General features: G+C 69.7%; 23 protein-coding genes and 1 tRNA gene. 12 read left to right on the top strand and 12 right to left on the bottom strand.

What is annotated here, in order from left to right; genetic code table 11:
• Positions 1 to 207: 207 nt before the first annotated feature.
• The 5 genes from OG257_RS05615 to OG257_RS05595 are packed head-to-tail and all read left to right on the top strand — an operon-like array spanning position 208 to position 4225.
• Positions 208 to 2244: an ATP-binding protein gene (locus tag OG257_RS05615; protein ID WP_329205271.1), complete on the top strand. Its 2037-nt coding sequence runs from the start codon at positions 208 to 210 to the stop codon at positions 2242 to 2244.
• Positions 2241 to 2675, top strand: a complete 435-nt coding sequence (locus tag OG257_RS05610; RefSeq protein WP_329205269.1) for a roadblock/LC7 domain-containing protein — start codon at positions 2241 to 2243, stop codon at positions 2673 to 2675. The genes OG257_RS05615 and OG257_RS05610 overlap by 4 nt, the downstream gene beginning before the upstream one ends.
• A gap of 2 nt (positions 2676 to 2677) precedes the next feature.
• Positions 2678 to 3049: a DUF742 domain-containing protein gene (locus OG257_RS05605; protein WP_277330725.1), complete on the top strand. Its 372-nt coding sequence runs from the start codon at positions 2678 to 2680 to the stop codon at positions 3047 to 3049.
• Complete coding sequence (locus tag OG257_RS05600; RefSeq protein WP_329205268.1) at positions 3027 to 3647, top strand: GTP-binding protein; 621 nt, start codon at positions 3027 to 3029, stop codon at positions 3645 to 3647. The genes OG257_RS05605 and OG257_RS05600 overlap by 23 nt, the downstream gene beginning before the upstream one ends.
• Positions 3644 to 4225, top strand: a complete 582-nt coding sequence (locus OG257_RS05595) for a GAF domain-containing protein (RefSeq protein ID WP_329205266.1) — start codon at positions 3644 to 3646, stop codon at positions 4223 to 4225. Before OG257_RS05600 ends, OG257_RS05595 begins: the two co-directional genes overlap by 4 nt.
• A 9-nt stretch (positions 4226 to 4234) precedes the next feature.
• Here OG257_RS05595 and OG257_RS05590 read toward each other — a convergent pair whose 3' ends face one another.
• Entirely contained in the window at positions 4235 to 5260 is a 1026-nt protein-coding gene (locus tag OG257_RS05590; protein ID WP_329214917.1) for a LacI family DNA-binding transcriptional regulator, read from the bottom strand.
• Positions 5261 to 5503: 243 nt separating this feature from the next.
• Between OG257_RS05590 and OG257_RS05585 the strand changes: the two genes are divergently transcribed.
• Genes OG257_RS05585 through OG257_RS05575 form a run of 3 tightly spaced genes read left to right on the top strand, consistent with a single transcriptional unit; the run spans position 5504 to position 8242 of the window.
• Positions 5504 to 6367: an ABC transporter permease gene (locus tag OG257_RS05585; protein ID WP_329205264.1), complete on the top strand. Its 864-nt coding sequence runs from the start codon at positions 5504 to 5506 to the stop codon at positions 6365 to 6367.
• 25 nt (positions 6368 to 6392) lie between these two features.
• Positions 6393 to 7412: an ABC transporter substrate-binding protein gene (locus tag OG257_RS05580; RefSeq protein WP_329205262.1), complete on the top strand. Its 1020-nt coding sequence runs from the start codon at positions 6393 to 6395 to the stop codon at positions 7410 to 7412.
• Entirely contained in the window at positions 7409 to 8242 is an 834-nt protein-coding gene (locus OG257_RS05575) for an ABC transporter ATP-binding protein (protein ID WP_443054301.1), read from the top strand. The genes OG257_RS05580 and OG257_RS05575 overlap by 4 nt, the downstream gene beginning before the upstream one ends.
• 63 nt (positions 8243 to 8305) lie before the next feature.
• On the opposite strand, the gene OG257_RS05570 is transcribed toward OG257_RS05575, so the two are convergent.
• Together OG257_RS05570 and OG257_RS05565 are read right to left on the bottom strand one after the other, a co-directional pair.
• The gene (locus tag OG257_RS05570) at positions 8306 to 9163 is read right to left on the bottom strand and encodes a sugar phosphate isomerase/epimerase family protein (RefSeq protein WP_329205258.1); all 858 of its coding nucleotides are present in this window, start codon (positions 9161 to 9163) and stop codon (positions 8306 to 8308) included.
• Between the two features lie 4 nt (positions 9164 to 9167).
• Positions 9168 to 12665, bottom strand: a complete 3498-nt coding sequence (locus tag OG257_RS05565) for a ThuA domain-containing protein (RefSeq protein ID WP_329214915.1) — start codon at positions 12663 to 12665, stop codon at positions 9168 to 9170.
• A 201-nt stretch (positions 12666 to 12866) separates the two neighbouring features.
• On the opposite strand from OG257_RS05565, the gene OG257_RS05560 reads away from it, so the two are divergent.
• Positions 12867 to 13238, top strand: a complete 372-nt coding sequence (locus OG257_RS05560; RefSeq protein WP_329205256.1) for an MmcQ/YjbR family DNA-binding protein — start codon at positions 12867 to 12869, stop codon at positions 13236 to 13238.
• A 7-nt stretch (positions 13239 to 13245) separates the two neighbouring features.
• Here the strand turns inward: OG257_RS05560 and OG257_RS05555 are convergent, their stop codons facing one another.
• Together OG257_RS05555 and OG257_RS05550 are read right to left on the bottom strand one after the other, a co-directional pair.
• On the bottom strand, positions 13246 to 14145 hold the full coding sequence (locus OG257_RS05555) for a transketolase family protein (RefSeq protein WP_329205254.1): 900 nt from the start codon (positions 14143 to 14145) through the stop codon (positions 13246 to 13248).
• 53 nt (positions 14146 to 14198) lie between these two features.
• Complete coding sequence (locus tag OG257_RS05550; protein WP_329205252.1) at positions 14199 to 14903, bottom strand: transketolase; 705 nt, start codon at positions 14901 to 14903, stop codon at positions 14199 to 14201.
• 128 nt (positions 14904 to 15031) lie between these two features.
• On the opposite strand from OG257_RS05550, the gene OG257_RS05545 reads away from it, so the two are divergent.
• Positions 15032 to 15105 (top strand) — tRNA-Pro (locus OG257_RS05545).
• Between the two features lie 121 nt (positions 15106 to 15226).
• Here the strand turns inward: OG257_RS05545 and OG257_RS05540 are convergent.
• From OG257_RS05540 to OG257_RS05520, 5 genes are all read right to left on the bottom strand, one after another.
• Positions 15227 to 15637, bottom strand: coding sequence for an ATP-binding protein (locus tag OG257_RS05540; protein ID WP_329205250.1), 411 nt, complete (start codon positions 15635 to 15637; stop codon positions 15227 to 15229).
• 127 nt (positions 15638 to 15764) lie between these two features.
• Positions 15765 to 16187 (bottom strand): STAS domain-containing protein, encoded by a 423-nt coding sequence (locus tag OG257_RS05535; protein WP_329205249.1) that lies wholly within the window; start codon positions 16185 to 16187, stop codon positions 15765 to 15767.
• Positions 16184 to 17278 carry a cobalamin B12-binding domain-containing protein gene (locus tag OG257_RS05530; protein WP_443054300.1) on the bottom strand — a complete coding sequence of 365 codons (1095 nt, stop codon included), beginning with the start codon at positions 17276 to 17278 and terminating at the stop codon, positions 16184 to 16186. Before OG257_RS05530 ends, OG257_RS05535 begins: the two co-directional genes overlap by 4 nt.
• Positions 17275 to 18957: a PP2C family protein-serine/threonine phosphatase gene (locus OG257_RS05525; RefSeq protein WP_443054299.1), complete on the bottom strand. Its 1683-nt coding sequence runs from the start codon at positions 18955 to 18957 to the stop codon at positions 17275 to 17277. The genes OG257_RS05530 and OG257_RS05525 overlap by 4 nt, the downstream gene beginning before the upstream one ends.
• A 236-nt stretch (positions 18958 to 19193) precedes the next feature.
• On the bottom strand, positions 19194 to 20372 hold the full coding sequence (locus tag OG257_RS05520; protein ID WP_329205247.1) for a PP2C family protein-serine/threonine phosphatase: 1179 nt from the start codon (positions 20370 to 20372) through the stop codon (positions 19194 to 19196).
• A 37-nt stretch (positions 20373 to 20409) separates the two neighbouring features.
• On the opposite strand from OG257_RS05520, the gene OG257_RS05515 reads away from it, so the two are divergent.
• Complete coding sequence (locus tag OG257_RS05515) at positions 20410 to 20958, top strand: MarR family winged helix-turn-helix transcriptional regulator (protein WP_329205246.1); 549 nt, start codon at positions 20410 to 20412, stop codon at positions 20956 to 20958.
• Positions 20959 to 20989: 31 nt separating this feature from the next.
• On the opposite strand, the gene OG257_RS05510 is transcribed toward OG257_RS05515, so the two are convergent.
• Positions 20990 to 21346 carry a hypothetical protein gene (locus OG257_RS05510; protein WP_329205244.1) on the bottom strand — a complete coding sequence of 119 codons (357 nt, stop codon included), beginning with the start codon at positions 21344 to 21346 and terminating at the stop codon, positions 20990 to 20992.
• Between the two features lie 583 nt (positions 21347 to 21929).
• Here OG257_RS05510 and OG257_RS05505 point away from each other — a divergent pair.
• Entirely contained in the window at positions 21930 to 22934 is a 1005-nt protein-coding gene (locus tag OG257_RS05505; protein WP_329205242.1) for a YdcF family protein, read from the top strand.
• Positions 22935 to 23072: 138 nt separating this feature from the next.
• On the opposite strand, the gene OG257_RS05500 is transcribed toward OG257_RS05505, so the two are convergent.
• Positions 23073 to 23972: a DUF2510 domain-containing protein gene (locus OG257_RS05500; protein WP_329205240.1), complete on the bottom strand. Its 900-nt coding sequence runs from the start codon at positions 23970 to 23972 to the stop codon at positions 23073 to 23075.
• Between the last annotated feature and the right edge of the window lie 169 nt (positions 23973 to 24141).

Genomic DNA, 24141 nt, shown 5'->3' with positions numbered 1-24141 from the left:
CCCTCATACCAGAGCGGGACGCATGGTGGGCAAGTTCGACAACTGCACGGCGGACACGGGCGATACGCGACTACCGTGTGTTGCCGGTGATCAACGGTGGGCTCATATCGGTCGGGCCTGTCCAGCCGTTGACCCTGGCCTGACCGACCACCGTAGGTGTCACCACACGAATGCCGATTCCTGGTGCCCCACGTACCGAGGACGATGATGTCTCAACTTCGCGCACCCACCGCGCGACCGGAACGCCGCGAGGGTGGACGGCACGGCCGTCCGGGTGGCCGTTCGGGTAGCCGATCGCACTCGGCCGCGAGCAGGCCGCGCGCCGCGCAGCCCGCCCCCGACGCCCGAATGCGACCACAGCTGCTGCGGACGGCCGTGCTGCCTGCCGTCGCCGCCGTGCTGAGCGGGGCCGCGGCCGTCATCTTCACCATCCGGTCATCCGGCGTGCGCCCGTCCGGCAGTCTCCTGGCGGCGCTCGGCGGATCCGGGGCGCTGGCCGTCGCCGCCGTGGCGGCGGCCTTCCTCGGTGCGAACCGAGTCGTCACCGGGGTCCTCGACCGCTGCCTCGCACTCCGGCGCGCCAGCGCGCAGAGCGACGCCGATCTGCAGCGGCTCGTGGAGCAGCTCCGCAACGGCGAACCCGTGCCCGCCCGGCGGACCCCGACGCCCGCCGCGCCCGACGCCGACGCCTTCGACCTGCTCGCCCAGGAACTCGGCCGCTCGCAGGACGGGGCCGTCGCGGCCGTCGTCCAGGCTTCGCAGCTCTTCAACAGCACGGGGAACGAACAGAAGGTCGAGGTCTTCGTCAACCTGGCCAGACGACTGCAGTCCCTCGTGCACCGGGAGATCCAGATCCTCGACGAGCTGGAACACGAGGTCGAGGACCCGGATCTGCTCAAGGGCCTCTTCCACGTCGACCACCTCGCCACCCGTATCCGCAGGCACGCCGAGAACCTCGCGGTTCTCGGCGGCGCCGTTTCGCGGCGTCAGTGGAGCAATCCGGTGACCATGACCGAGGTGCTGCGCTCGGCGATCGCGGAGGTCGAGCAGTACCCGCGGGTCAAACTGGTGCCGCCCATCGACGGCACCCTGCGCGGGCACGCTGTCGCCGACGTGATCCACCTGCTGGCCGAACTCGTGGAGAACGCCACCGTGTTCTCCGCCCCGCACACCCAAGTCCTGCTCCGCGCCCAGCGTGTCACCGCGGGGCTCGCCCTGGAGGTCGAGGACCGCGGGCTGGGCATGCCGGGCCCCGAGCAGAAGCGGATGAACGCACTGCTCGCCGACCCCGACCAGGTCAATGTCGCCCATCTGCTCCAGGACGGCCGGATCGGGCTGTTCGTCGTCGCGTCCCTGGCCCGCAGACACGGCATCGCCGTACGCCTGCAGAGCAACATCTACGGCGGCACGCAGGCGGTACTCGTGCTGCCGCAGGTACTCCTGGGCATCGACGACGAGACCGCGGCGCGGGAAGGCGCAGCGCCGGTTCCGCCGCTCGGAGCCGTACACCGGCCCCCCGCCCAGGACGCCGCCCCGCTGCCCCCGGCTGCGGCCCAGCCCCCACTGCCGCAGGCCGCCCCGGCCCCTCTGCCGCAGGCGGCTCAGGCGCCACCCCGGTTGGACCAGCCGCCCCGGCAGACACGGCGCACGGGAGAGGGGCCCCCGCTGCCGCTCCGTGCCGAGCGGGTCGACGGCCCGAACCCTGCCGCGTCCCCGCCCGGAGCGAGCTTCTTCCCGGACAACGTTGCCCGTACCGGAACGGCGGCCCCGCCCCAGGACGGTGCGGGGGCGGCCACGAGTGCGCCCGGTGCCGTCGCAGACGCTCCGGGCCGTCCCCAACTCCCCAGGCGCAGCAACCAGGAGCACCTGGTACCGCAACTGAGGGAGGCCCCCGTCCCCCGTACCGAGGACGAGGACGCCCTGCACGACCCGGGCCTGATGGCCGCCTTCCGGCGCGGGGTCGACCTCGCCGAGGCCCAGTCGGCCGAGGACCCGGAGCCCGCACCCTCCTACGACCCCGCCGACGGCTCCCCGCTGCGCGCGACGCCGGACACCCGGCCCGTGACGACGCCAGGTCACTTCCCGTCCGTCGGTGCGCAGCGGACCCACGCCCCGGCCCCGCTGCCGGTCCGCGGCCTCACGGCCACGCAGGCCGGTGCCGAGCCGCCCGGGGAGGACTTCCCGGGCCTCCGGCTGCCCGAATCGGATCCACGAACCGAGAACACCTTCAAGGAGTCACCATGACGAGCGACATGCCGTCCGGTCAGGTCTCGGACCTCGACTGGCTGCTGAGCGGGCTGGTCCAGCGCGTTCCCTACACGCGCAGCGCGGTCCTGCTGTCGGCCGACGGCCTGGTGAAATCCGTCCACGGCATGGACGCCGACAGCGCCGACCACATGGCCGCCCTGGCCGCGGGTCTCTACTCCCTCGGCCGCAGCGCCGGCGCCCGGTTCGGTGACAACGGCGATGTGCGGCAGGTCGTGGTCGAGCTCGACTCGACGCTCCTGTTCGTCTCGACCGCCGGATCCGGAACCTGTCTCGCCGTCCTCTCCGGCCGTGAGGCGGATGCCGCCGTGCTCGGCTACGAGATGGCCATGCTGGTCAAGAGCGTCCGCCCGTACCTGGCGACCCCGCTCCGGCAAACCGCCGGGGCACCGTTCACCCCGGGGCTGTGAGAGTGCCGGCCCCGCAGGACGGGCCGTTGCTCGACGACGCGGCCGGCCGGCTCATCCGCCCGTACACCGTGAGCAACGGCCGCACGCGGCCGACCACCGTGCTCGATCTGCTGTCCCTGGTGATGGCGACGGGGAGCGACCCGCAGGTACACCTCGGCCCCGAGCACACCGTGGCGCTGGAGCTGTGCGGCGGCCCGACCTCCGTGGCCGAGATCGCCGCCCATCTCCGGCTGCCCGCCGTCATCACCAAGGTCCTCCTGTCCGACCTGGTCGACTGCGGCGCGGTCACCGCGCACGCCCCCGCATTCCATGACATGCCCACCGACCGATCTCTGCTGGAGGCAGTGCTCGATGGTCTACGACGACAGCTCTGACAGCACCCGAGGCTCCGAATACTTTCCCGTGGCCCTCAAGGTCCTGGTCGCGGGGGGATTCGGCGTCGGCAAGACGACGTTCGTGGGCGCCGTCAGCGAGATCGCGCCGCTGAGCACCGAGGAGTTACTGACCCAGGTCAGCGTGGGGACCGACAACCTCGAGGGCATCGAGTCCAAGACGGCCACCACCGTGGCCATGGACTTCGGCCGGATCACCCTTTCCGACCAGCATGTGCTCTACCTCTTCGGCACGCCCGGCCAGGAGCGGTTCTGGTTCATGTGGGACGAACTCTCCAAGGGCGCGCTGGGAGCTGTCGTGCTGGCCGACACACGCCGGCTCGCCGAGTGCTTCGCCGCAGTCGACTTCTTCGAGCGGCGGGGCATCGGATTCGTCGTCGCGGTCAACGAGTTCGACGGCGCCTACCGCTACGAACCCGACGAGGTGCGGGCCGCACTCGACCTCGGACCCGAGGTGCCGGTCGTGCTCTGCGACGCCAGGATCGCCAGCTCGGGCACCGGGGCGCTCGTCACCCTGGTCCAGCACCTCATCAACGCCACCGCCCCGGCGCCGCTCTCCGGCTTCGGGGCCCGTTCGTGATCCCTTACGGGACCGAACGGCCCCTGCTCACACCGGTCGACCGGGACGGGCCTGCCAGGGGCGCACGGCTGCGCGGACTCGGGCTGGGGGAGCGCACCGACACGACGTTCGACAGCTTCGACGCCTTCGCCGACAGGGTGGCCGAAGTGACCGCGACGCCGTTCTCGATGGTCAACTTCATCGATGAGAACCGGCAGTTCTTCGCCGGGCTGCACACCCCGGCCGGCACCCGCAAGGGGTCCGGCCTCGGTGCGGCCGCAGCGGGCAGCGGCCGCAGGATCCGCCATCTCGCCAGGGACCACGGCTACTGCCCGCATGTCCTCGTACGGCGCAAGGCCCTTGTGCTGGAGGACGTCTGCGACTACCCGCGCTTCGCCGGCAATCCGGTCGTCGACGACATGGGAATCCGCTCCTACCTCGGAGCTCCGCTGATCGACCGCACGGGCATCGCGCTCGGTACGGTCTGCGCCGTCGACACCGTGCCGCGCCCCTGGGGCCGGGCGGGGCTGGACACCATCAAGCTGCTGGCGCGCGAACTCGTCGGGCAGATCGACCGCAGGGAGGGGGCCCGCGGCTGAACCCGCCGGTCACCCCGCCGGCGGCCGGCCCGTACTGGCACGCAGGACGACCTCGCCCTCGATGCGGACCACCCGCGAACGGTGCTGCCCGCCCCCCGGTTCGCGCAGAGCCAGCGCGATCACGCTCTCGCCCATCGCGGTGAGCGGCAGGGCCACGGTCGTGAGCGGCGGCGACAGTTCCCGTACGAGGGGGATGTCGTCGAACCCTGCCAGCGACATGTCCCCCGGCACCTCCAGCCCCTCCTCCCGGAGCGCGGCCAGCGCGCCGACAGCCATCACATCGGTCACCGCGAACACACACGTCGGCCGGGGGCCTTCGCGGGCGAGCAGCCGGCGCGCGGCCTCATGGCCGCCCTCCCGGGTGAACGCGCCCTCCACGACCACCTCGAGAGCGATACCCGCCTCCGCGAGCCCTTCCCGGAATCCCGCGAGCCGGTCGGAGACCGTCGTCAGCGACGGAGGTCCGGTGAGCACCGCGAACCTCCGGTGCCCGAGCGCCACCAGCGACCGTGCGAGCGCGGCCGCACCCGAACGGTTCTCCGGTTGTACGGTGTCCACCCGCAGACTGCGGTGCCGGCTGACCACGGCGACCCGGCCGCCGACGCGTACGTACGGTGCCAGCTCGGCGTCCATGGCGCGCTCCCACTCCCGGTCCTGGAAGCCGGAGCCGATCAGCAGGATCGCCCGGGCTCGCTGGGCCCGCAGCATGGACACGTACGCGATCTCCCGCGACGGCTCACGGAAGGTCGAGGCCAGCATCACCAGCAGGCCCTGCTCGGCCGCCGCCCGCATCACGCCGCTGGCCACCCCCGCGAAGTACGGGTCACTGACGTCGTGACAGATGACGCCCACCGTACGGTTGCTGCCGGCGCCGGCCAGAACCTGGGCGTGGGCGTTCGGGATGTAGCCGAGCCGGCCGGCCGCGGTGCGCACCCGCTCCCGCAGGTCGTCGCGGACCCGGGTGGTGCCGTTGAGCGCACGCGACGCGGTGGCGAGCGAGACCCCGGCCTCGCGGGCCACGGCGTCGAGGGTCACATGCGTCGTCCGTACGCGGTCCGGCGGAACCGGCCGGTCCGGTGCTTCCTGTTCACTCAACTCGACCCCCGAGGGTGCGGTGGTGGCAGAGCCCCGAACTTCGGGACGACCTATTGACCCTGCGCGCCATGAGTCATTAGCGTGGCCAGACCTTACCAGAAAGCGCTTTCTGAAAGCGCCTTCTCAGGCACCTGAAAATTACCCGGCAATCAACAACTCGCCTACGAATGCAGGGAGTTTGCAGTGAGCCAGAGCGCTTTGGCCAAGAGCCCCGCAGAGATCGCGGGAGTCACCCGGCGCGCGGGGCCCTCCGTGGGGGAGCGGCTCGCCCGAGCGGCCGAGCAGAGCTGGCGTCCAGTCGCGCTGCTGCTGGCCTGCTTCGCGGTCTGGTGGGTGATCGCGGCGGCCGAGCTCGTGGAGCCGTATCTCGTACCGTCACCCGGCGCGACGCTCGACGTGCTGACCGGCAAGACGAGTTATCTGTGGCAGCACACCTGGGTGACCACCTACGAAACGCTGCTCGGCTTCCTCATCGCTGTGGCCGTCGGCGTACTGGCGGCCGTGATCATGGTCTACTCGTCGACCGTCGAGCGGACGCTCTATCCGATCCTGCTCTTCGCACAGGTCGTCCCCAAGATCGCGATCGCCCCGCTGTTCGTCGTCTGGCTGGGATTCGGTATCGCGCCGAAGATCCTCATCGCTGTCCTCATCGCCTTCTTCCCGGTGGTGATCTCCATGGTCACCGGGCTCAAGGCGGTCGACCCGGAGATGCTCCAGCTGTCGGCGACGATGGGCGCCAAACCCTGGCAGACCTTCGTGAAGATCCGCTTCCCGGCCTCGCTGCCGCATCTCTTCTCGGGGCTCAAGGTCGCGGTCACGCTCGCCGTTACCGGCGCGGTCGTCGGCGAGTTCGTCGGCGCCAACGAAGGACTCGGCTACGTCATCCTCCAGGCCAACGGCAATCTCGACACCCCGATGCTCTTCGCCGGGTTGCTCGTGATGTCCCTGATCGGCGTCGTGCTCTTCGTCGCCGTCGAGATCGCCGAGAAACTCCTGCTCCCGTGGCACGCCAGCCGCAGGGAAACCTCTGCCACCACCTCGTACTGACCTCGTCGTGAGAAGGGCCAAGCCCATGCATGCGCGCAGACTCCTGATCGGTGTCGTCCCCCTTGCCCTGATGGTCACCGCCTGCGGCGGGAACGATCCGGCGACCACCACCAGCGACTCCGGCAAGAAGCTCGACCAGGTCACGCTGACACTCAACTGGTATCCGTACGGCGAGCACGCGCCGTTCTACTACGGCAAGCAGCAGAAGATCTTCGAGAAGCACGGCATCGACCTGAAGATCCAGGCCGGCCAGGGTTCGCAGAAGACGGTGCAGGCGACCGCCGCCGGGCAGACCGACTTCGGCTGGGCCGACACCCCCGCGCTGCTCGCCGGGGTCGACAGCGGCGTCAAGGTGAAGAGTCTCGGTGTCTTCCTCCAGACGACCCCCGCCTCGGTGCAGTCCTTCGACGCCAAGGGCATCAAGACGCCCGCGGATCTCAAGGGCACAACCATCGCCGGCACCGCGGGTGACGCGCTGTCGAAGACCTTCCCGATCTTCCTGAAGAAGAACGGGTTGAGTGATTCGGACGTCAAGGTCCAGAACACCGACCCGGCGGGCAAGATCGCCGCGGTGATCTCGGGGAAGACCGACGGTCTGCTCGGCTATGCGAGCGACCAGGGACCCACCATGCAGCACAAGGCCGACAAGCCCGTGTCGTATCTGCGCTTCTCCGAGCACGGGCTGAACTTCTACTCCAACGGCCTGCTCGCCGGTCAGAAGATCCTCGCGTCCCAGCCCGATCTCGCCAAGCGCATGGTGCAGGCGGTCAGCGAGTCGTGGGCGGCGGCGGAGAAGGCCCCGGAGCCCGCCGTCAGCTCGATGGAGGGCGCCTCGGAGCAACTGCCGCCGAAGACCGTCCTGGCGGAGCAGTTCGCCACGACGCTCACCCTGCTGCACACCGCTTCGACCCAGGGCAAGGCACCCGGAGTCAACACCGACGCCGACTGGCAGCAGACCGTCGACGTCTTCGCCGAGGCGGGAATGGTCAGCAAGCCCAAGGCCGTGTCGGACTACTGGGACCAGAAGTCGGCGCTGAAGGGATGACGATGTCGAAGGAGGACGCGAGGACGCGGCAGCGGACGGCGGACGGAGCCGCGAAGGGCACCCCGGCCGTCGGACTGACGGACGTCTCGGTCAGGTTCCGCGGCAGGGACCGTGATGTCACGGCGGTCCAGGGGGTGTCGCTCGATGTGGCGCCGGGCGAATTCGTCGCCGTCGTGGGCCCCTCGGGATGCGGCAAGTCGACGCTGCTCAAGCTGGTCGCCGGACTGCTGAACCCGTCCGCGGGTGACGTCAGGGTCGGCGGGGAGCAGGTCAAGGGGCCGCGCCACGACATCGGTTACGTGTTCCAGCGCGCCGCTCTCCTCGAATGGCGCTCCGCGCTCCGCAACATCCTGCTCCAGGCGGAGATCAGGAAGATGGCTCCGGCGGTGGCACGCGAGCGGGCCGATGCCCTGATCCGGATGACGGGCCTCGGCGGCTTCGAGAACGCCTACCCCCACGAGCTGTCCGGCGGAATGCAGCAACGGGTGGCCCTGTGCCGGGCCCTGCTCCATGAACCGCCGGTGCTGCTGATGGACGAACCGTTCGGCGCGCTGGACGCACTGACGCGCGAGCAGATGAACATGGAGCTCAACCGGATCTGGCGGGAGACCGGAACCACCGTGATCCTGGTGACGCACTCGATCTCCGAGGCGGTCTACCTGGCCGACCGGGTGGTGGTGATGAGTCCGCGTCCGGGCACCGTCGCCGAGATCATCGAGGTGGGTCTGCCCGCCGAGCGCGAGTACAGCGAGACCCTCGGGCGCCCGGAGTTCCACGCGGCGGCCACGCACATCCGCGATCTGCTGGGCGCGGCCTCGGCGCACGACTGACCGACACGGCCGGGGGAGCAGCCCGGTCCGGCCCCGGTCTCCCGGGGCCGGACCGGGCCCGCCTCAGTACCGCAGTCGCGACAGATACGTATAGCTGGCGAGTGCCGAGGCGAACGGGTCAGCCGGCGCGTCGTGCTCCACCAGCCACTGCTTCACCCCGCCCCGCCGAGCCGTGTCGAACATCGCCGGGAAGTCCAGCACGCCCGACCCGACATCCTCGAAGTCCCCGTCGGGCGCCATGTCCTTCACATGGAGCGCGGGGAAACGCCTGGGATGGCGGACGAAGAGCTCACCCGGAGCCGAGGCGCCGCCGTTCGCCGCCCAGTACAGGTCCAGTTCGAAGCCGACCAGTTCGGGATCGGTCTCGGCGAGCAGGATGTCGTACAGGCTCACCCCGTCCACGACCTCGTGATCGCTGCCGTGATTGTGGTAGAGCAGTTTCAGCCCGGCCTCGCGCGCGACCTGACCCACCCTGTTGAACTCCCGGGCCACTTCCCGGTATCCGGCCGGTGAGTGCAGGGACCCCGGCAGGCTGGGCACCACGATCCACCGGCCGCCCAGCGTGTGGATGTCCTCCAGGGCCTGCGGCAGCCCCGCACCCTTCACGATGTCGTACGCGACGTGTTCGAGGACCGCTTCGAGCCCGGTCCCGTCGAGCATGCGGCGGATGTCCGCCGCACTGTTGCCGTGCCGCCCGCTCACCCCGACCGTGGCGTAGCCGATCTCGGCGAGCCGCTCCAGGGTGCCCCCGAAGTCCGAGGCCAGCGGCGTACGCATCGTGTACAGGTGCATACCGATGCCGGACGGGGGGATGCGCCTGCGGCAGCCGGACGGTGCGGCCCACGCCGTCCCCGTACCCACCGCCGCGGCTGCGGCGACGCCCAGGGCCGAACCGAGAAACGCTCTTCGTGTGCCGTTCATGCCGTCACTCGCCTCCACTCACGTCGATGCGGACCGATCCGGTGCTGGTGTCGCCCTTGTCGTCGGTCACCGTCAGATGCGCGGTGTACGCACCCGCGCGGGCATAGGTGTGCGTGGCGGTCGCGCCCTCCGGGGCGGCCGGATCCGTGTTGTCGCCGAAGTCCCAGTGGTACGAGGCGATCGTGCGCCCGCTCACCGGCTCGACCACACTGCTCAGCGACACCGCGAGCGGCGCGCCACCGTCGGCCGGGGCCGCCTTCACACCGACCTTCGTGCCGGGCTTCCTCTCCACGCCGGAGCCGTTGAAATGCAGCCAGTCGACCGCGAACAGATCGGCCTTCTCGCTGCTCCACACGGGGTTGGTGAACACCGCGTACAGCTTCGTGCTGCTGCCCGGGTTCGCGAGGGCCGTCGTCGGCGACACGACCGTGCCCCAGCCGCCGGTGTTCGGGACGGTCACCGAGCCGAGGAGCCGGCCGGCCGGTGAACCGGCCCGGAATTCGACCGTCCCGCCGAGACCGCCGGAAGCCGCACCGACCGTCACCGACGTGATGTTCTTGAGGTTCACCGGATCGAAGGCGACCCAGTCGCCGTCCTCGATCTCCGTCAGCCGCTTGCCGCCCGAGGCGTCCGCGCGGTCGGCGACCACGACACCGTCGTGCGTGCCTCCGGTCGAGGTGAAGTGCTCGGCCTCCCGGAACGCGGTGCGCAGCGTCAGTGAGGTCGAGCCGGTGAGCGCGGGGGAGTCCGCGGCACCCTTGTCCGTGTACTGCGCGGTGATCCCGTAATAGAGGTTCTGGCCCGGCCCGTGGCTGTCACCGGCGTCCGTGACGATCTCACCCGTGCACCCCGTGTAGTTGTCGAGAGGGTGCAGATGCGTGTCGTGGCCGAGCTGGGACTGCACCACGACGCGTGAGCAGTCGATCGGGGCGTCCCGGCCGTCCTCCTCGTCCTTCACCTTCACGGTGAAGGGAATGGTGTCGCCGAAGCTGAACATCCCACCGTCCGGAGGCTGTTGGATCGTCACCTGCGGTCTGTTGTTGCCGACGGTGATGTCCTGGACCGCGAGCGCCGTCAGGCCGCCCGGCCCGGTGACCGTGAGGTGCGCCGTGAACAGGCCCTTGGTCCGGTAGGTGTACGAGGGGTTCGCCTCCGTCGAGTCGGTGCTGCCGTTGCCGTCGAAGTCCCAGGCGTACGTGACCGGTTGCTCGCCCGGGAGTCCGGATCCGGCGCTGGAGAACGCGACGGTCAGGGGTGCTGAGCCGTTGTCACGGTCGGTGGTGATCTTCGCGTCGGGCAGTCGGCCGTCACCGACGTAGTCGATGCGGTAGATGCCCGCACCCTCGTTGCTGCCGCCGCGGCCCGTACCGCTGCCGAGACCGAAGTCGATGACGTACAGCGCCCCGTCCGGGCCGAAGTCGGCGTCGAAGGGCTGGTTCCACTCCATGTCCGCGAAGACGCCGTTGACGGACTGGAGATCGCCGGCCGCCACGGGAGCGAACCTCGGATCCGAGAACGTCTGGCTCTCCCGCTGGAAGGAGAAGGTCTTGAACCAGCGGCGGGTCAGCTCGTAGTTGAGCCACTTTCCTTCGAAGTACTCGGGGAACTTGGTGCGGTAGGTGTTCTTCGGGTCGTAGTCGTAGACGGGGCCGCTCATCGGGCCACCGCCCCCGGTGCCGAGCTCCGGGAATTCGGCGGACGCGGAGTAGGCGTACCAGACGGTGGCCGGCTGGGCGGGCGGCAGTTCGCGCAGACCCGTGTTGTTCGGCGAGTCGTTGACGAGCGCGTCGCAGTCGAAGGCCGGACCCGAGGTCTTCGTCGTGAAGTCGTAGTCGTTGAACGGGGTGTTGTTGCCGGTGCAGTACGGCCAGCCGAAGTTGCCCGCCTCGGTGATCCGGGTGTACTCGACCGTCCCCTCGGGCCCGCGTCCCGCGACGGCCTGCCTGGCGTCGGGGCCGTAGTCCGCGACCATCAGCGCACCGCTCAGCGGGTCCGTCGTGATCCGGAACGGATTGCGCATGCCCATCGCATAGATCTCCGGGCGGGTCCTGTCCGTGCCCGGTGCGAAGAGATTGCCCTCGGGCACGGTGTAGGTGCCGTCGTCCTGCGGAGTGATCCGGAGAACCTTGCCCCGCAAGTCGTTCGTGTTGCCGGAGGTGCCCTGTGCGTCCCAGGCGCGGCGGCCTTCGCCCTCGTCGATGGGCGCGAAGCCGTCGGAGGCGAACGGGTCCGTGTTGTCGCCCGTCGCCGCGTACAGATTTCCGGCCTTGTCGAAGGTCAGCGAACCGGCCATGTGGGAGTTGGCCCTGCCCTCACCCCGGAGCGTCGGAATGGTCAGCAGGCGCTTCTCGGACGCGGGATCGACGGTGTTCCCGGAGACGGTGAAGCGGGAGAGGTTGAGCCGTTTCTCGGTCTTGTCGGAATGCAGCAGATAGAGCCAGTTGTTCTCGGCGAACCCGGGATCGAGCGTGAGGCCGAGGAGGCCGTCCGACTGACTGGTCATCTCCGGTGTGTACGCGAAGTCCAGCGCCGTGGACACCTTCATGGTCTCCTGGTCGATGACCTTGAGCTTTCCGGTGCGCTGGGCGAAGAACACCCGTCGGTCGGGGGCGACGGCCAGTTCGAACGGGTCGGCGAGATCGCTGGTGGCCAGCGGAGTGCGCTGGAACGAGCCCGTCCGGGTGGCCGTGCAGTCACCCTGCTTGGCGCCCGCGGCCCATTCGATGCCGCCCAGCAGGTGCTTGACGAAGCCCTCCTCCTGGAAGGCCGAGGCCGCATGGCCGCCCGCGGTGAACCAGGAACGGCCGCCGTCGTAGTTCTGGCACCAGGACCACGGATGGTCCACACCCTCGTCGAGGCCGTCGATGCCGTCGCGTACCTTGATCTGCGCGAGGGTGTGCACCTTGGAGGTCGGATTTGTGCGCCAGTTGTACCACTCCTCGGTACGTTCCCAGAGGTCGGGAAGGTCCTTGGTCGAGGGGTGCGCGTGGTCGAGGACCTTGACGCGGCCGGTCTGAACCGCCGGGTGCTGGTCGAAGATGGCACCGACGAGACCCTCGTACCAGTCCCAGTCGCGCTCACTGGCGGACGCTGCGTGCAGACCGACCCAGCCGCCACCCGCCCGGATGTACTTCTGCAGGGCGGCGCGTTCGTCGGCGGTCAGCAAGTCACCCTTCTCCGGCGTGGAGTTGGTGTTGTTGAACACGATCGCCTGGAAGCGGGCGAGATCCGTGTCGTTGAAGACGGCCGAGTCGTCCGTCGCCTCGACCTCGAATCCGTTCTCGGCGCCGAGTTTCCTGACCGCTTCGATCCCGGCGGGAATCGAGTCGTGGGTGAAGTTCGTGACCTCGGAGTACACCAGAACGCGGAACGGCGCTGCCTGGGCTCTTGGCGGCGAGGCCACGAGCAGACCGAGGATCAGCGCCAGTAGTGCGGTGAGGGCGATGAGGGGCGGGGGGAGGGCGTGGGACGCGGGACTGCTCCGTAACGGGCGGCTGCTCATCATTGGGCGCTCCCTGTGCGGTTGAAGCCGACTGTGGGGTGTAGAAAGCGCTTTCTGGAGTGCGTTGTTCAGAGTAGGTTCACGTCTTCGGCGGGGTCAATGGGTCGGCAGCGCCCGGTGGGACTTCCCCTGATTGTCGGTGCCGGACGCTACGGTCGGATCGACCGCAGCCGCTGGAACCCACCGGAACGGGGACCGTCGATGACCACCACCGCCGACGATGTACGCACCATCGCACTGGCCCTGCCCGACACGGCCGAGAAGCTCGCCTGGGGGCAGCCCACCTTCCGGGTGGCGGGCAAGATCTTCGCCGCGCTGGGCGACGACGACACCACCATGGGTGTGAAGTGCCCGGTCGAGGACCGGGCCGAGCTGATCGCCTCCGAGCCGGAGAAGTTCTTCGTCCGCGAGGGCCACGACGACAACTACGCCTGGCTGCGGGTGCGGCTCGCCGCCCTGGAGGACGCGGCCGAGCTGACCGCCGTCCTCACCGACTCCTGGCGGCAGGCCGCCCCGCGCAAGCTTCTCGACGCCCACCCGGAGCTGAGCGTTCCGCCCGCTGCCGGCGGCTGAGGGGCACTCAGGGAGTCAGGAACTCCGTGATCCGCTGCCGCAGGCCGCGAGGATCCAGGCCGTGCGCCGCCAGGTGTTCCGCCTGCTGTCCGTACTTGCGCAGCTCGGCCCGGCCCACCCCGAGTCCGAGGACGCGGTGGGGCAGGTCGACGAGTGCGTCGCCCGCCGCAGCCGTGGACGTACCCGCCAGGTAGGGCTCGACGACCACGACGTCGGCGGTGGGGCCCGCGCCGGCCGCCCGGCGCAGTCCCGCCGCGTCGAAGGGCCGCACCGTGGTCGCGTACAGCACGGTCAGATCCAGGTCCTGCGTCGCCGCGAGCACGTTGTCGAGCATCGGTCCCACGGCGATCACCACGCCGCCCTTTCCTTCCCGGACCGTGCCGAAGCCGGTCCCGCCGACGGGGCGGCCCTTCCCGTTGGACTGGAGGGAGAGGCGCACGTACACGCGGCCGTCCGCCGCGACTGCCTGCCGCACGAGCGCCTCGGCCTCGTCCGGGTGGCCCGGCACGTGCACCGTCCAGCCGTCGAGTGTGTCCAGGAGGGCGATGTCGCCCGGTGACATATGGGTGAAGCCCCCGGCCGGCCAGTCGTACGAGGCCCCGGCGCTGACCAGCACACCGCCGACCCCCTGGTGCCCCAGGTCCAGCTTCACCTGCTCGAAGGGCCGCTCCACGAGAAAGCTGGCGAACGTGTGCATGAGCGGCCGCATCCCGGTCAGGGCCATTCCGGCTCCTGCCCCGATGAGCAGCTGTTCCCTGATCCCCACGTTGATCACCCGGTCCGGGTGCGTCCGCTCGGCCCGGTCGAAACCGTCCCGGCTGATCTCGGCGAGCACCAGGGCGAGGCGGGGGTCCTCGTCCAGCAGTCGCGAAGTGGTGTCGATGAACCGGTCACGCATGGTGTCCATAAGAAGTGTCTCCGTTGTCCTGTCTCGGCGTCGTCCTGCTCGGGGCGGGGTGTTCAGCGCTTGGGCGTCACGCGGGCGATCACGGCGTGCGGCCTGCCTGGATGCGGCGCGGTGAAGGCGTCGTACAGCGCCTCGTGGTCCCGGCCGTCCACACTCAGGACCGACCAGCCGGCGGCCTCGAACCGTGCGGCGATGCCCCCGGGCCTGGCGTGGGAGGCGGAGGCGTTGTCGATCACCAGGGTGTGGAGCTGGTCGAGGCCGGCCGGTCCGGCGTAGGCGATCGCCTCGTGATTGCTGCCCTCGTCCAGCTCCGCGTCCCCGGTCAGGACCCAGACACGCGGGTCGGTCAGCCCCTGCGCCCGGAGCCCCAGCACACTGCCCACGGCGAGGGGGAGTCCGTGCCCGAGGGACCCGCTGCCGATCTCGGCTCCCGGTACCAGCAGCCGGTCGGGGTGGTGCCCGAGCGGTGAGTCGTACGACCCGAAGCCCGGGAGGAGCTCCTCGCCGAAGAAGCCGCGTGCGGCCAGCACGGCGTAGTACGCCATCGGCCCGTGGCCCTTCGAGAGCAGGAGCCGGTCGCGGTCGGGGGAGTCGACGCTGCCGGGCGAGACCCGCAGCACCCGGTCGTACAGCACCCAGAGGGCGTCGAGTGTGGACGTCGCGGCGGGCCCGTGCTTCTCGTCACCCGTCATCAGGCTCATCAGCCGGTTCAGGTCGCTGTACCCGTGGACCGGCGCGGCGGCAGTCGTGTTCGTCATGCCGCCCAGCGTTGAACATCAAGCATGGTTGAGGTCAAGGGCGGGAAACGGTTCGTGACCACCCGTCCAAGTGCGGTATTGTTCTCATGCGCGTTCGGCCAGGGGAAAAGACCAGGTCAGACGGGCAACGGGACGTGGCGCAGCTTGGTAGCGCACTTGACTGGGGGTCAAGGGGTCGCAGGTTCAAATCCTGTCGTCCCGACTCGAAAGAGTCGCAGATCAGAGGCCGTATCGGAGTGATTCCGGTACGGTCTTTCGATTTTCCGTGGCCGCTTGCGGACCGGGCCTGTGTGACGCACCTCGACGTCGATCGACGGGTCGGGTCACCGGCTGAGGACGGCGCGTACGCACTTGCCGCCGCGCCCGGAGGGATCGACGGTGACCGTGCGGGCGAGGGACCGGACCAGGGGCCAGCCGAATCCGCCCCCACCCCCGCTCAGGTCCGGCGGGCGCTCGCGCGGCGGTGCGTGGCTCGGGTCCCGCACGACGATCTCCAGCGTGACCGGATCCGCGGCCAGGCTCATCGCGGTGAGGCCCCCCGCGTGCCGTAGCGCGTTCGTCACCAGCTCGGAGACCACCAGGGCCGCGTTGTCGACGCACTCCTGGCTGGGGGCGGGCGACAGCTCCGAGAAGAACTCGCGCATGTCGTCGCGTGCTTGTGCAGCCGTGGCCGGACGCGTGGTGCGCCGGGCGTGCTCGCTTCGTCGTTCCCTCGTGATGTGCGGCCGACTCATGTTCTGAACCCCCATCGCTGTGACGCTTTGCTCCGGTGAATTGCTCCTGCCCCGATCGCGAGGGGGCTAACTCATCCGGTGTCGTCCCTGGAGGAGCGCGGGCGGAAGCCGAGAGTCCGGCGTCCGGTCAGACGGTGGGCCTGCGCGTCGGAGCGGTGGGCGGGTGCGAGGTGGGCCCAGCTTCGTTCGTGTGTGTCTGCTCGTCCTGCTCGGACGCGGGCGCGTGCACGAAGAGCTGCCGGATGCCCGTGAGGTCGAGGATGCGTTCCAGGAAGGGCGGGGGGTTGTCCAGATGGAGCGCTGTCTTCCGGGCGCTGGTCCGGCGGTGGATCATCAGGAGCGTGGCGACGCCCATGGAGTCGCACACCCGGAGCCGTGCGCAGTCGAGGTGCAGCTCGCGCAGGTCGGGAATCTCGGTCAGGCAGACGTCGGCCTGGCGGGTGAGTTCTCCGCTGGTGTCGTAGTCGAGGTCGCCGACGAGATGGAGGCGTGCGGTGCCCGGCCCTGCTTCGACGACGAGGGTGAAGGGCCGGCTGGGCTGTGCGGTCATGCGAAGGCTCCGGGGTGTCGGCCGGTGGTGGTGATGGCGCCGTCCAGGGCGAGTTGGGCCCGGTTCAGCAGACGCGTGGCACGGGGGAAGTCCTTGAGCTCGGTGGCAAGGGCGTCCAGGGCGGGATCCAGCGACCGGGCGGGGACCCGGCGTGCGGAGAGGATGCCCGCGGTCCAGGTCATGAAGGTGGTGAACAGGTCGTCGTCGTCGACGTACAGGGAGCCGGCCAGGAACTCGACGATGTGGGCGATGTCCTCGGCGGTGCGTTCGCGTTGCTGGTCGGTGTAGGAGGCCATGGCGGGAATGCGCTCCTCCAGGTGTGCCAGTACCTGCTTGACGAGCTGACCCTGGGCGCGGGCGACCAGGGTGTACTCCTGGTCGGCGAGGTGCGGAAGGTCGTCGAACTGCTGCCGGCCTTCGGTGAGGCTGTGCATGGGGATCCCGTCCGCGAGCTGCTGAGCTCCGCTGCGCGCGTCGGCGGCCCAGGCGTTGGCGCCCAGTCTGCGGGCGTAGCGGCCGTCGGGCCCGAAGGCGGCGCCGCCGGCCAGGACAGGTACGCCGACGGCTTTGCACGCGCTGATCGCGGCGTGAGCCGCGGGCAGCCGGGTGGGCAGGGTGGAGGAGAGGGCTACGGCGTCTGCCCCGCTGCTGTGCAGGTGGGCGATGAGGTGCGGGGTGGGCACCTGGGCACCGAGGAAGTCGACCTGCCAGCCCCTGAGAGTGAGGACCTCGGCGAGGAGGCGGGCGGGGAGGACGTGCCATTCCTGGTCCACGCAAGCGACCGTGACACGGCCGAGTCGGGGCGTGGGCCGGGCTGCGGGGCGATGGGCGAGGGCTGCGATGACGCGCTCGGTGATGGCGCTCGCGGCGTGTTCCTGGGCGACGGTGAGCCGGTTGGCCGCCCACTCGGAGCCGACTTTCGCCTGCACGGGTGCGATGAGGTCCAGCAGGGCGTTCTCGGCCTCCATCCCGTTTTCCAGGGCAGTGAACACGACGTCTACGGCCCCGTGCTCGTCCCGGCGGGTCACGGCCGCCCACAGTTGGTCCCGCAACGTCCGGAGTTCGTGGCTCCGCTCGGTCATCACGTTCATGCGGTGTACCTGCCCCGTGTGTGGCCGTTCACCGCGCTCAGGTGGGTGGTACGGGGTGCGGTGATCGCCACCACCGCCATGTCGTCGTGGCGGCCGCTGCGCAGCCACTGCGCGGCCAGCATCTGGATGTGCTCGACGACGGCCTCACCGGGCATGTCGGCGCACTGCGACAGCGCCCGCTTCAGGCGCTCCTCGCCGAACATCTCGTCGCCGAGCGGTCCGCCCCTGGCCTCGGTGATGCCGTCGGTGTAGAGCAGGCACGTCTCTCCGGGAAGGAGGACCGCCTCGACGGATTTCGCCTCGATGTGCGGGAGGGCGCCGACCAGGGTGCCGCGGGTCCGGATCTCCTCGACGCTGCCGTCGGTCCGCACCAGCAGCGGGGCAGGATGGCCGGCCGAGGTGAGACGCAGTCGGACCTGGTTCTTCGTGCGCCGGACCGAGGCCATGACCATGGTCGCGAAGCGCGTGTGGTGGGAGTTGAGGAGTGCGCCGTTGAGGAGCTGCAGCATCCGTTCGTGATCCTCCGCCATGGGCATGAGCGCCTGCATGGTGTTGCGGATCTTGCCGGTCAGGACGGCCGCGTCCAGACCTTTGCCGCAGACGTCGCCGAGAATGACGAGGGAGGCTTCGGAGTCGGTGCTGCCGGGGTGGACGTCGTAGAAGTCCCCGCCCACGCGTTCCCTGTCGCCGGCCGGCTGGTAGGCGCCGGCGAACTCGACACCGTTCACACGGTGGAGCCGCGGCGGCAGCAGGTCCCGCATGAGGGTCTGCGTGATGTCGTTCTGCTCGGCATAGAGCCGGGCTGCCGAGAGGGCGGCGCCGGCCCGGGCGGCGAAGAGCCGGGCGAAGACCTCCTCGTTCTCCGTGAAGCCGCTCTGCGCTGTCCCGCGCAGCAGGATCAGGGCCCCGGCGGGCACACCGTGGCCGGGCAGGGGAGTGACCACGACCGACCCGATCGTTCCGGTGAAGTCCTCGGGAAGCACCCAGTCGGGCAGGGCCGCCGGATCGATCCACCGGGAGGGTACGGGCGGAAACCCCTGCAGCGCTTCGCTGAGACCCGGGACCTGCGCGGCGTCCGCGGCGACGAGGGTGCGGGTGACGTCCTGGCCCGGGGCGGCGTGCGCCACGGGCAGCTTCTGGCCGGACGCGGGGGCGACGACCACAGCGACGTCGGCCAGGTACTCCGAGGCGAGCCGAGCGGTGGCGCGCATGCACCGGTCCGTGTTCAGCGAAGCCAGCAGCACGTTGGACGCCTCCGCGAGGAACATGGTGCGTTCCCGCTCCGCGGCGAGCGCTTCCTCGGCGAGCCGCCGGTCGGTGTCGTCGACCAGCCACCACACCACGTTCCCGTCCTGGCCCCAGGTGGGATGCGCCTCGAAGCTCTGCGCCGAGATCCGCCCGGAAACCGAGCGGAGAGCCGCTGCGTCCTGAGAGCTCTGCGTCGGGAGCCCGGCATGCACCAACGTCTCCTGATGGGCCCGCGCCAGCCAGTCCGGAACGGCCTCCTCCATGCGCGTCCCCGGCAGCACGTCGCCCAGGAGGCAGACCGCGGCAGGATTCACCATGGCGACGGCACCGACCTGGTCGGCCACGATCACGGGGTAGGGGGCCAGGTCCCAGATTCCGGACACGGTGCGCTGCTCAGTTCTCGTAACGGAGTTTCCCTCGGTAGAAGCCATGAAGGGGGGCCCGCCTACGGTGGGCCGCACCACCTTCCAACTGGACGAAAAAACAATTACCTTGCGGCAACCATCTCGTACGCCTCCCCCGCATGGCAACCGAACCCCCGCCCGGCATCGCCCGAAAGAGCCATGCTGCGTACGCAATTCACGCCACGGTGTCCGAACCTTCACAGGAGAACCACAGGGGGAGTGTCAGTAGTCCTTCACGCGGAAGCAGCCCAGGTCGGCATCCGTCAGACAGCTTCCGGACGACCGTGCCAGTCCAGGCACACCACAAGGGAATCGTCCGCGACCGGACCCGGCCCCCGGTGTCCGAGCAACTCCTCCAACATCGCCCGGGGCACCTGTGAAGCGGGCAGCCGACGCGTGCGGGTGATCGCCCTCGCCAAGGCGTTGAGGCTGTATTTCTCACCCGCGGGGGACAGAGCGTCGTAGACCCCGTCGCTGATGAACAGCAGTCGGTCGCCGGGCTCGACGGTGAAGTGCTGAGGGGTGTAGACGGAGTCCTCGAACATCCCCAGGGGGATCTGCGGGTTCAACTCGACCGGCTCGACCACCCCTGCGCGAAGCCGCCAGATCCGGGGGGATCCGGCGTCGATGATCTCCACGTTCCCGGTCGGGAGGTGGAAGCGGAGCAGCAGGGTGGAGAGGTACTGGAGTCCTTGGTGCTGGCCGTAGACCGCCTGGTCGGCGAGAAGGGCCTGGCCGGCCAGGTCCAGGCCGGCCCGTCGGGCGTTGCGCAGCGCATTGACCGCGAGATTGGTGAGCAGGGCGGCGTCGATTCCTTCGCCCATGCCGTTGCTGACGGTGAGGACGAGGTCGTCGGCGGAGGCCGACCAGTCGAAGCTGTCGCCGAAGATGGCGTAGGCAGGCTCGAGCTGGGCGCCGATGCTGTACTCCGGCCGGGAGCACGAGCGTCCCGGGAGCAATTGCCACTGCATCTCCGCGGCGAGGGTCAGGCGCTCGGTCCGGCGGGCCTGGAGGAAGAGATCCGTGTCGCGCTCCGCCACCACGATCTCGTGTGCGAGGGCGTCGGCGCTCTCCTGCAGCTCCTGCTGTACGTCATCGCCGATGCGGTCGTCATCGGCCGGCAGGCAGACGCTCAGCACCCCGAGCCGGTCACCGCGGACACTGACGGGCACAAAGACCGTTACCGTGGACGCGGGGCCAGCGGCACGGTGAGGCTCCTGGGTCGTGAAAGCGCGGCCCGCAGCTGTGCCGAGCAGGGGGATCGGGGGAGCGGTGTGAGGCAGAACCCGTACCAACTGCAGCTCGGTCATGGCGTAGTCGGCCATCAGGAGTTCCACCGACACCGCACGGTGCCGGCGTTCGATCAGGGCACGGAGTGCGTCGAAAATCTCGTGCGGCGCGGCTTCACGCAGCACGCGCTCGACCGCCCAGGGTCTCTCCACCGGTTCCGGACCTGCTTTCCTTGACCTAGTCTTCACCGTGCGACTGCCCACAACGACCAGCCGCAACGAGCACACCGTGCTCCACCGGGAGTGTCACATGCGCGAGGACCCCGTTCGCCTCCAGTCACAGGCGCCCATGGACGTGCCTGAGGTCAGCCACGTGCTGGAACTCCTGGAGAACGCCTGGGAGCAGGGCCGCGACATCCTGAGCACGGCACCCGTGTCCACCGCGCAGATCCGAGTGATGTACATCATCGAGCGTGAGCCCGGGATCAACCTGAGCACGCTCCGGCGGCATCTCGACGTGGGCGCCCCCTCGACCACCCGTCTCTGTGACCGGCTGCAGGCCGCCGGGTTCCTGCGCCGGACCCCTCGCCCCGAAGACCGCCGTGAGACACAGCTGCAGCTCACCGACGCCGGCACCGCGCACTTGCGCGAGATCCGGCGCCGCCGCGAGCGGGCCCTGCGCCTGACGATGAGCCGCATGACACCGGACACGCGCGACGCCCTGGCCACGGGGCTGGCCGCGTTCTGCGAAGCCGTGGCCGAGGTGGGCCCGCTCTCGGCCGAGCTGCCTCAGCGCTAGAGCAGAGACGGCCGCCGAACTGCTCGCGCTGTCAGTGGACCTGGACCTCGCCCAGGAACCAGCCGTTCACCCCTGCGAGTCCTATGCGGAACAGCCCGCCGTGCTCGGGGAAGACTGATCCTGCGCTGACGACCTTGCCGCCGTTCAGATGGACGTAGTCGCCGAACCGCTCGGGTTGTTTCTTCTCCCACGCGAAGTCGGTGGAGAAGACACTCGCGCGGCTCCCGGACTCGGCGAGCTGCTCGGCGATGTGATCGGCCCAGACGGCGTGCGGCACCACCTCTCCGGTAATGGTGGTGCCGTTGACGACGAGAGTGATCGGCAGGGAGAGCCCCTCCCTCTCCACTCGGTCGGTCAGCCTCTTCAGCAGGGGATCAATGTCGCTCATGCCCGGAACAGTAGCCCCGTGCCGGCACACCGGCCCACCCCGGAATGAAGCCCGGGACGGTGCCACGCAGGGCCCGCGAACTGTGCGTGCATGGGCGGCCGGGAGCAGGGCACACGGGTGGAGCACGACAAACGTCCTGCCGCCGCCGATCCCGCGACGGCCAGGATTCCACCTGGCACCGGTTGCGCGGCTGACAGGAACAGGGTGCTGCGGGCCTGTCGAGTACAGAGCCCGTACGTACCGAAGCAGACGTGAAGATCGGAATCGAAATGATTGTACTTGGCGCTATATTGCTCCTTATCGGCATGCTGGTCGGTGTCTCGTTGCTGACGACGGTCGGTGGCGTCCTCGTGGTGGTCGGTGCGGTCCTGTGGATTCTGGGCGCGAGCGGACGCAGCGTCGGCGGGCGCAAGCACTACTTCTAGAGCCCACCCGCTGCGAGCGACGGGGCCGGCGGAGATGTCCATCCGCCGGCCCCGCAGTGCCGGGCCCGGTCGACCCCTACCGTGATCACCCGCGCGGATCAGCGCTTTTGCCGCACTGCCGGCCCGGTGACGCCTTCGCACCCACCTACCATGTGCGCATGGTGGTCTACGCTCCCGCGGTCCTGTTCTTCCTTGCCTTCTGCGTCGGAGTGCTGCGCGACCGCCGCCGGTTCAGCAACGCCGTGTTCCTGGGCCTCGCAGCCGTGTTCGCGCTGGCCGCCTGGCTGGTCGAACTCATCCGCGAAGACGAGCAGTTGGGCAGATCGGTCGTCGTCGGGCTCCTCGTTCTCGCGACGCTGGGCATCGTCGTCCTCGCCGGATTTCTGGTTTCCAACGGTGTGACCATGATCCGCAAAGAGGGGCGAAGCCCGGCAAACCTTCTGTCACTGCTGGGAGGCGTCGCGTTGGTGGGGCTGCTTGCGCTGCTGGTTGCCGCGTGGGTCCTCCACACCCACACGTTGCTGGTCGTGGCGGGAACAGCTGTCGCCCTGGCGGGATACGTCGGGTTCCTCTTCCTCTGCTTCATCTCTTACGCGTTCCTCTACGGGCGTCTGCACATTCGCCGAAGGGCCGACTACGTGGTGGTCCTCGGCTCGGGACTCGTGGGCGGTTCCTCGGTGCCCCCGCTGCTGGCCAGCCGTCTCGAACGGGCCCGTGCCGTCCACGCCAGGCTCTCGGTGCGAGGGAGGCAGCCGGTGCTCCTCACCTCCGGCGGTCAGGGGCCGGACGAGGACCTGCCGGAGGCGCACGCGATGGCCGACTACCTCGTGGAGCGCGGGTTTCCGGCCGAGCTGGTCGAGCGTGAGGACCGCTCGGCATCGACCGAGGAGAACCTCAGGTTCAGCAAATCGATTATGGAGAAGGCGAATCCGGACTACCGCTGCGTGATCGTCACGAACAATTACCACGTGTTCCGCGCGGCGATGACATCACGGCAGGTCGGGGTGAGGGGCCATGTGGTGGGCTCTGCGACAGCCTCGTACTTCTGGCCCAGCGCGATGATCCGTGAGTTCGTCGCGATCTTCCTCGCCTACCGGCGCACCAACCTCGGCATCTGCCTCGCCCTTCTCCTCGGCGGCGCGCTCATCTGGTGGATGCGATGAACCGGGGCGTCGGCGCCGGTGGTGCCTCCGGTCGAGAGGCGAACGGCGAACGGCGTCTCCACTCTTCGAAGTCGTAGCGCAGCGCAGAGGCCGTACCGGAAGGATCCGGTACGGCCTCTGCGCTGTCGGGGGGCCTTCTCAGGCTGTCTGACCGGAGCCGGAACCCGTTCCCGTCGCGGCCTTGATGCCCTTGGTGATGTCGTCCATGACGGAGACCTTCGGCGCCTTGGCGTTGACGTCGAATCCGGAGCGGACCAGGACGATCATGTCCTTGATGTTGGGGGAGGGGAACGCGAGCGACTGCACGTACCCGTCGTCGCCGTTCTTCGTCACCACCTTCCAGCGCACCAGGTAGCCCTTCTGGCCGGCCACCGTGACCGCCTCGGACTTGAGCTGCTGGTGAGAGGTGATCCCGCCGTAGATCTCCTCGCCGTACGACTCCTCGGAGTTGGCCGTGATGTCCTTCTCCGCTGCGGCCTTCGCCGTCGTCGCCGCGTTCTTCAGGGCCTGTGCGGGGGCGGAGAACACACCGCCGCGCACGCACTTCTGGCTCTCGTCGCCGGGGCAGGTGTACTCCCCGGTGGTCACGCCGGCACCGACCGGACCGGACTGGCCGGTCCATCCGTCGGGTACGGGGATGCTGATTCCGCTGGCCAGGTCGGTCGCGTAGCCCTCCTCGGTCGGGACCTGCTCGCGGGGGTTCTGCCCGCTGCCGCCGTCCTCGCCGTCCTCGCCGCCACCGGGTGCGCCCGGGCGGTCCGGGTCGCCCGAAGGTGCGGGCGCGGGGGACGCGGCGGAGGTTCCGGCCCGGTCGCCGGAGTCGTCCCCCAGCAGGTAGGCGCCGCCACCGACGGCAGCGAGCACGACGACACCGGCGGCGATGCCGGCGCCGATGCGTATCCGACGGCGCCGGACGGCCGCGGGCGGTATGCGGAGCTGGTCGGTCCACCGGCTTCCGTCCCACCAGCGTTCCTGGCGGGGGCCGATTCCTGAGTACCCGGGGTCTGGATGCCAGCCGGGCGGGGTCGTCTGGGTCACGAGGAGCACCGTAGGCGCACCGGGTGAGAATCGTATGAAACCCACAGGGTGGCCGTGGTCACTTCTCGCCGGTGTCGTGTCCGATGGGCGAGCCCGCGGCACCGTTCACCGGCGGGCGGCTTCGGGTGTACGCGAAGGGGCGACGCATTGCCCCGTCCGACATGTGGCG

Source organism: Streptomyces sp. NBC_00683 (assembly GCF_036226745.1).
In the GTDB taxonomy this organism is placed as follows: domain Bacteria; phylum Actinomycetota; class Actinomycetes; order Streptomycetales; family Streptomycetaceae; genus Streptomyces.
Note: the sequence above shows the minus strand (reverse complement) of the source record. Positions and strands in the feature narration are given on the sequence as shown.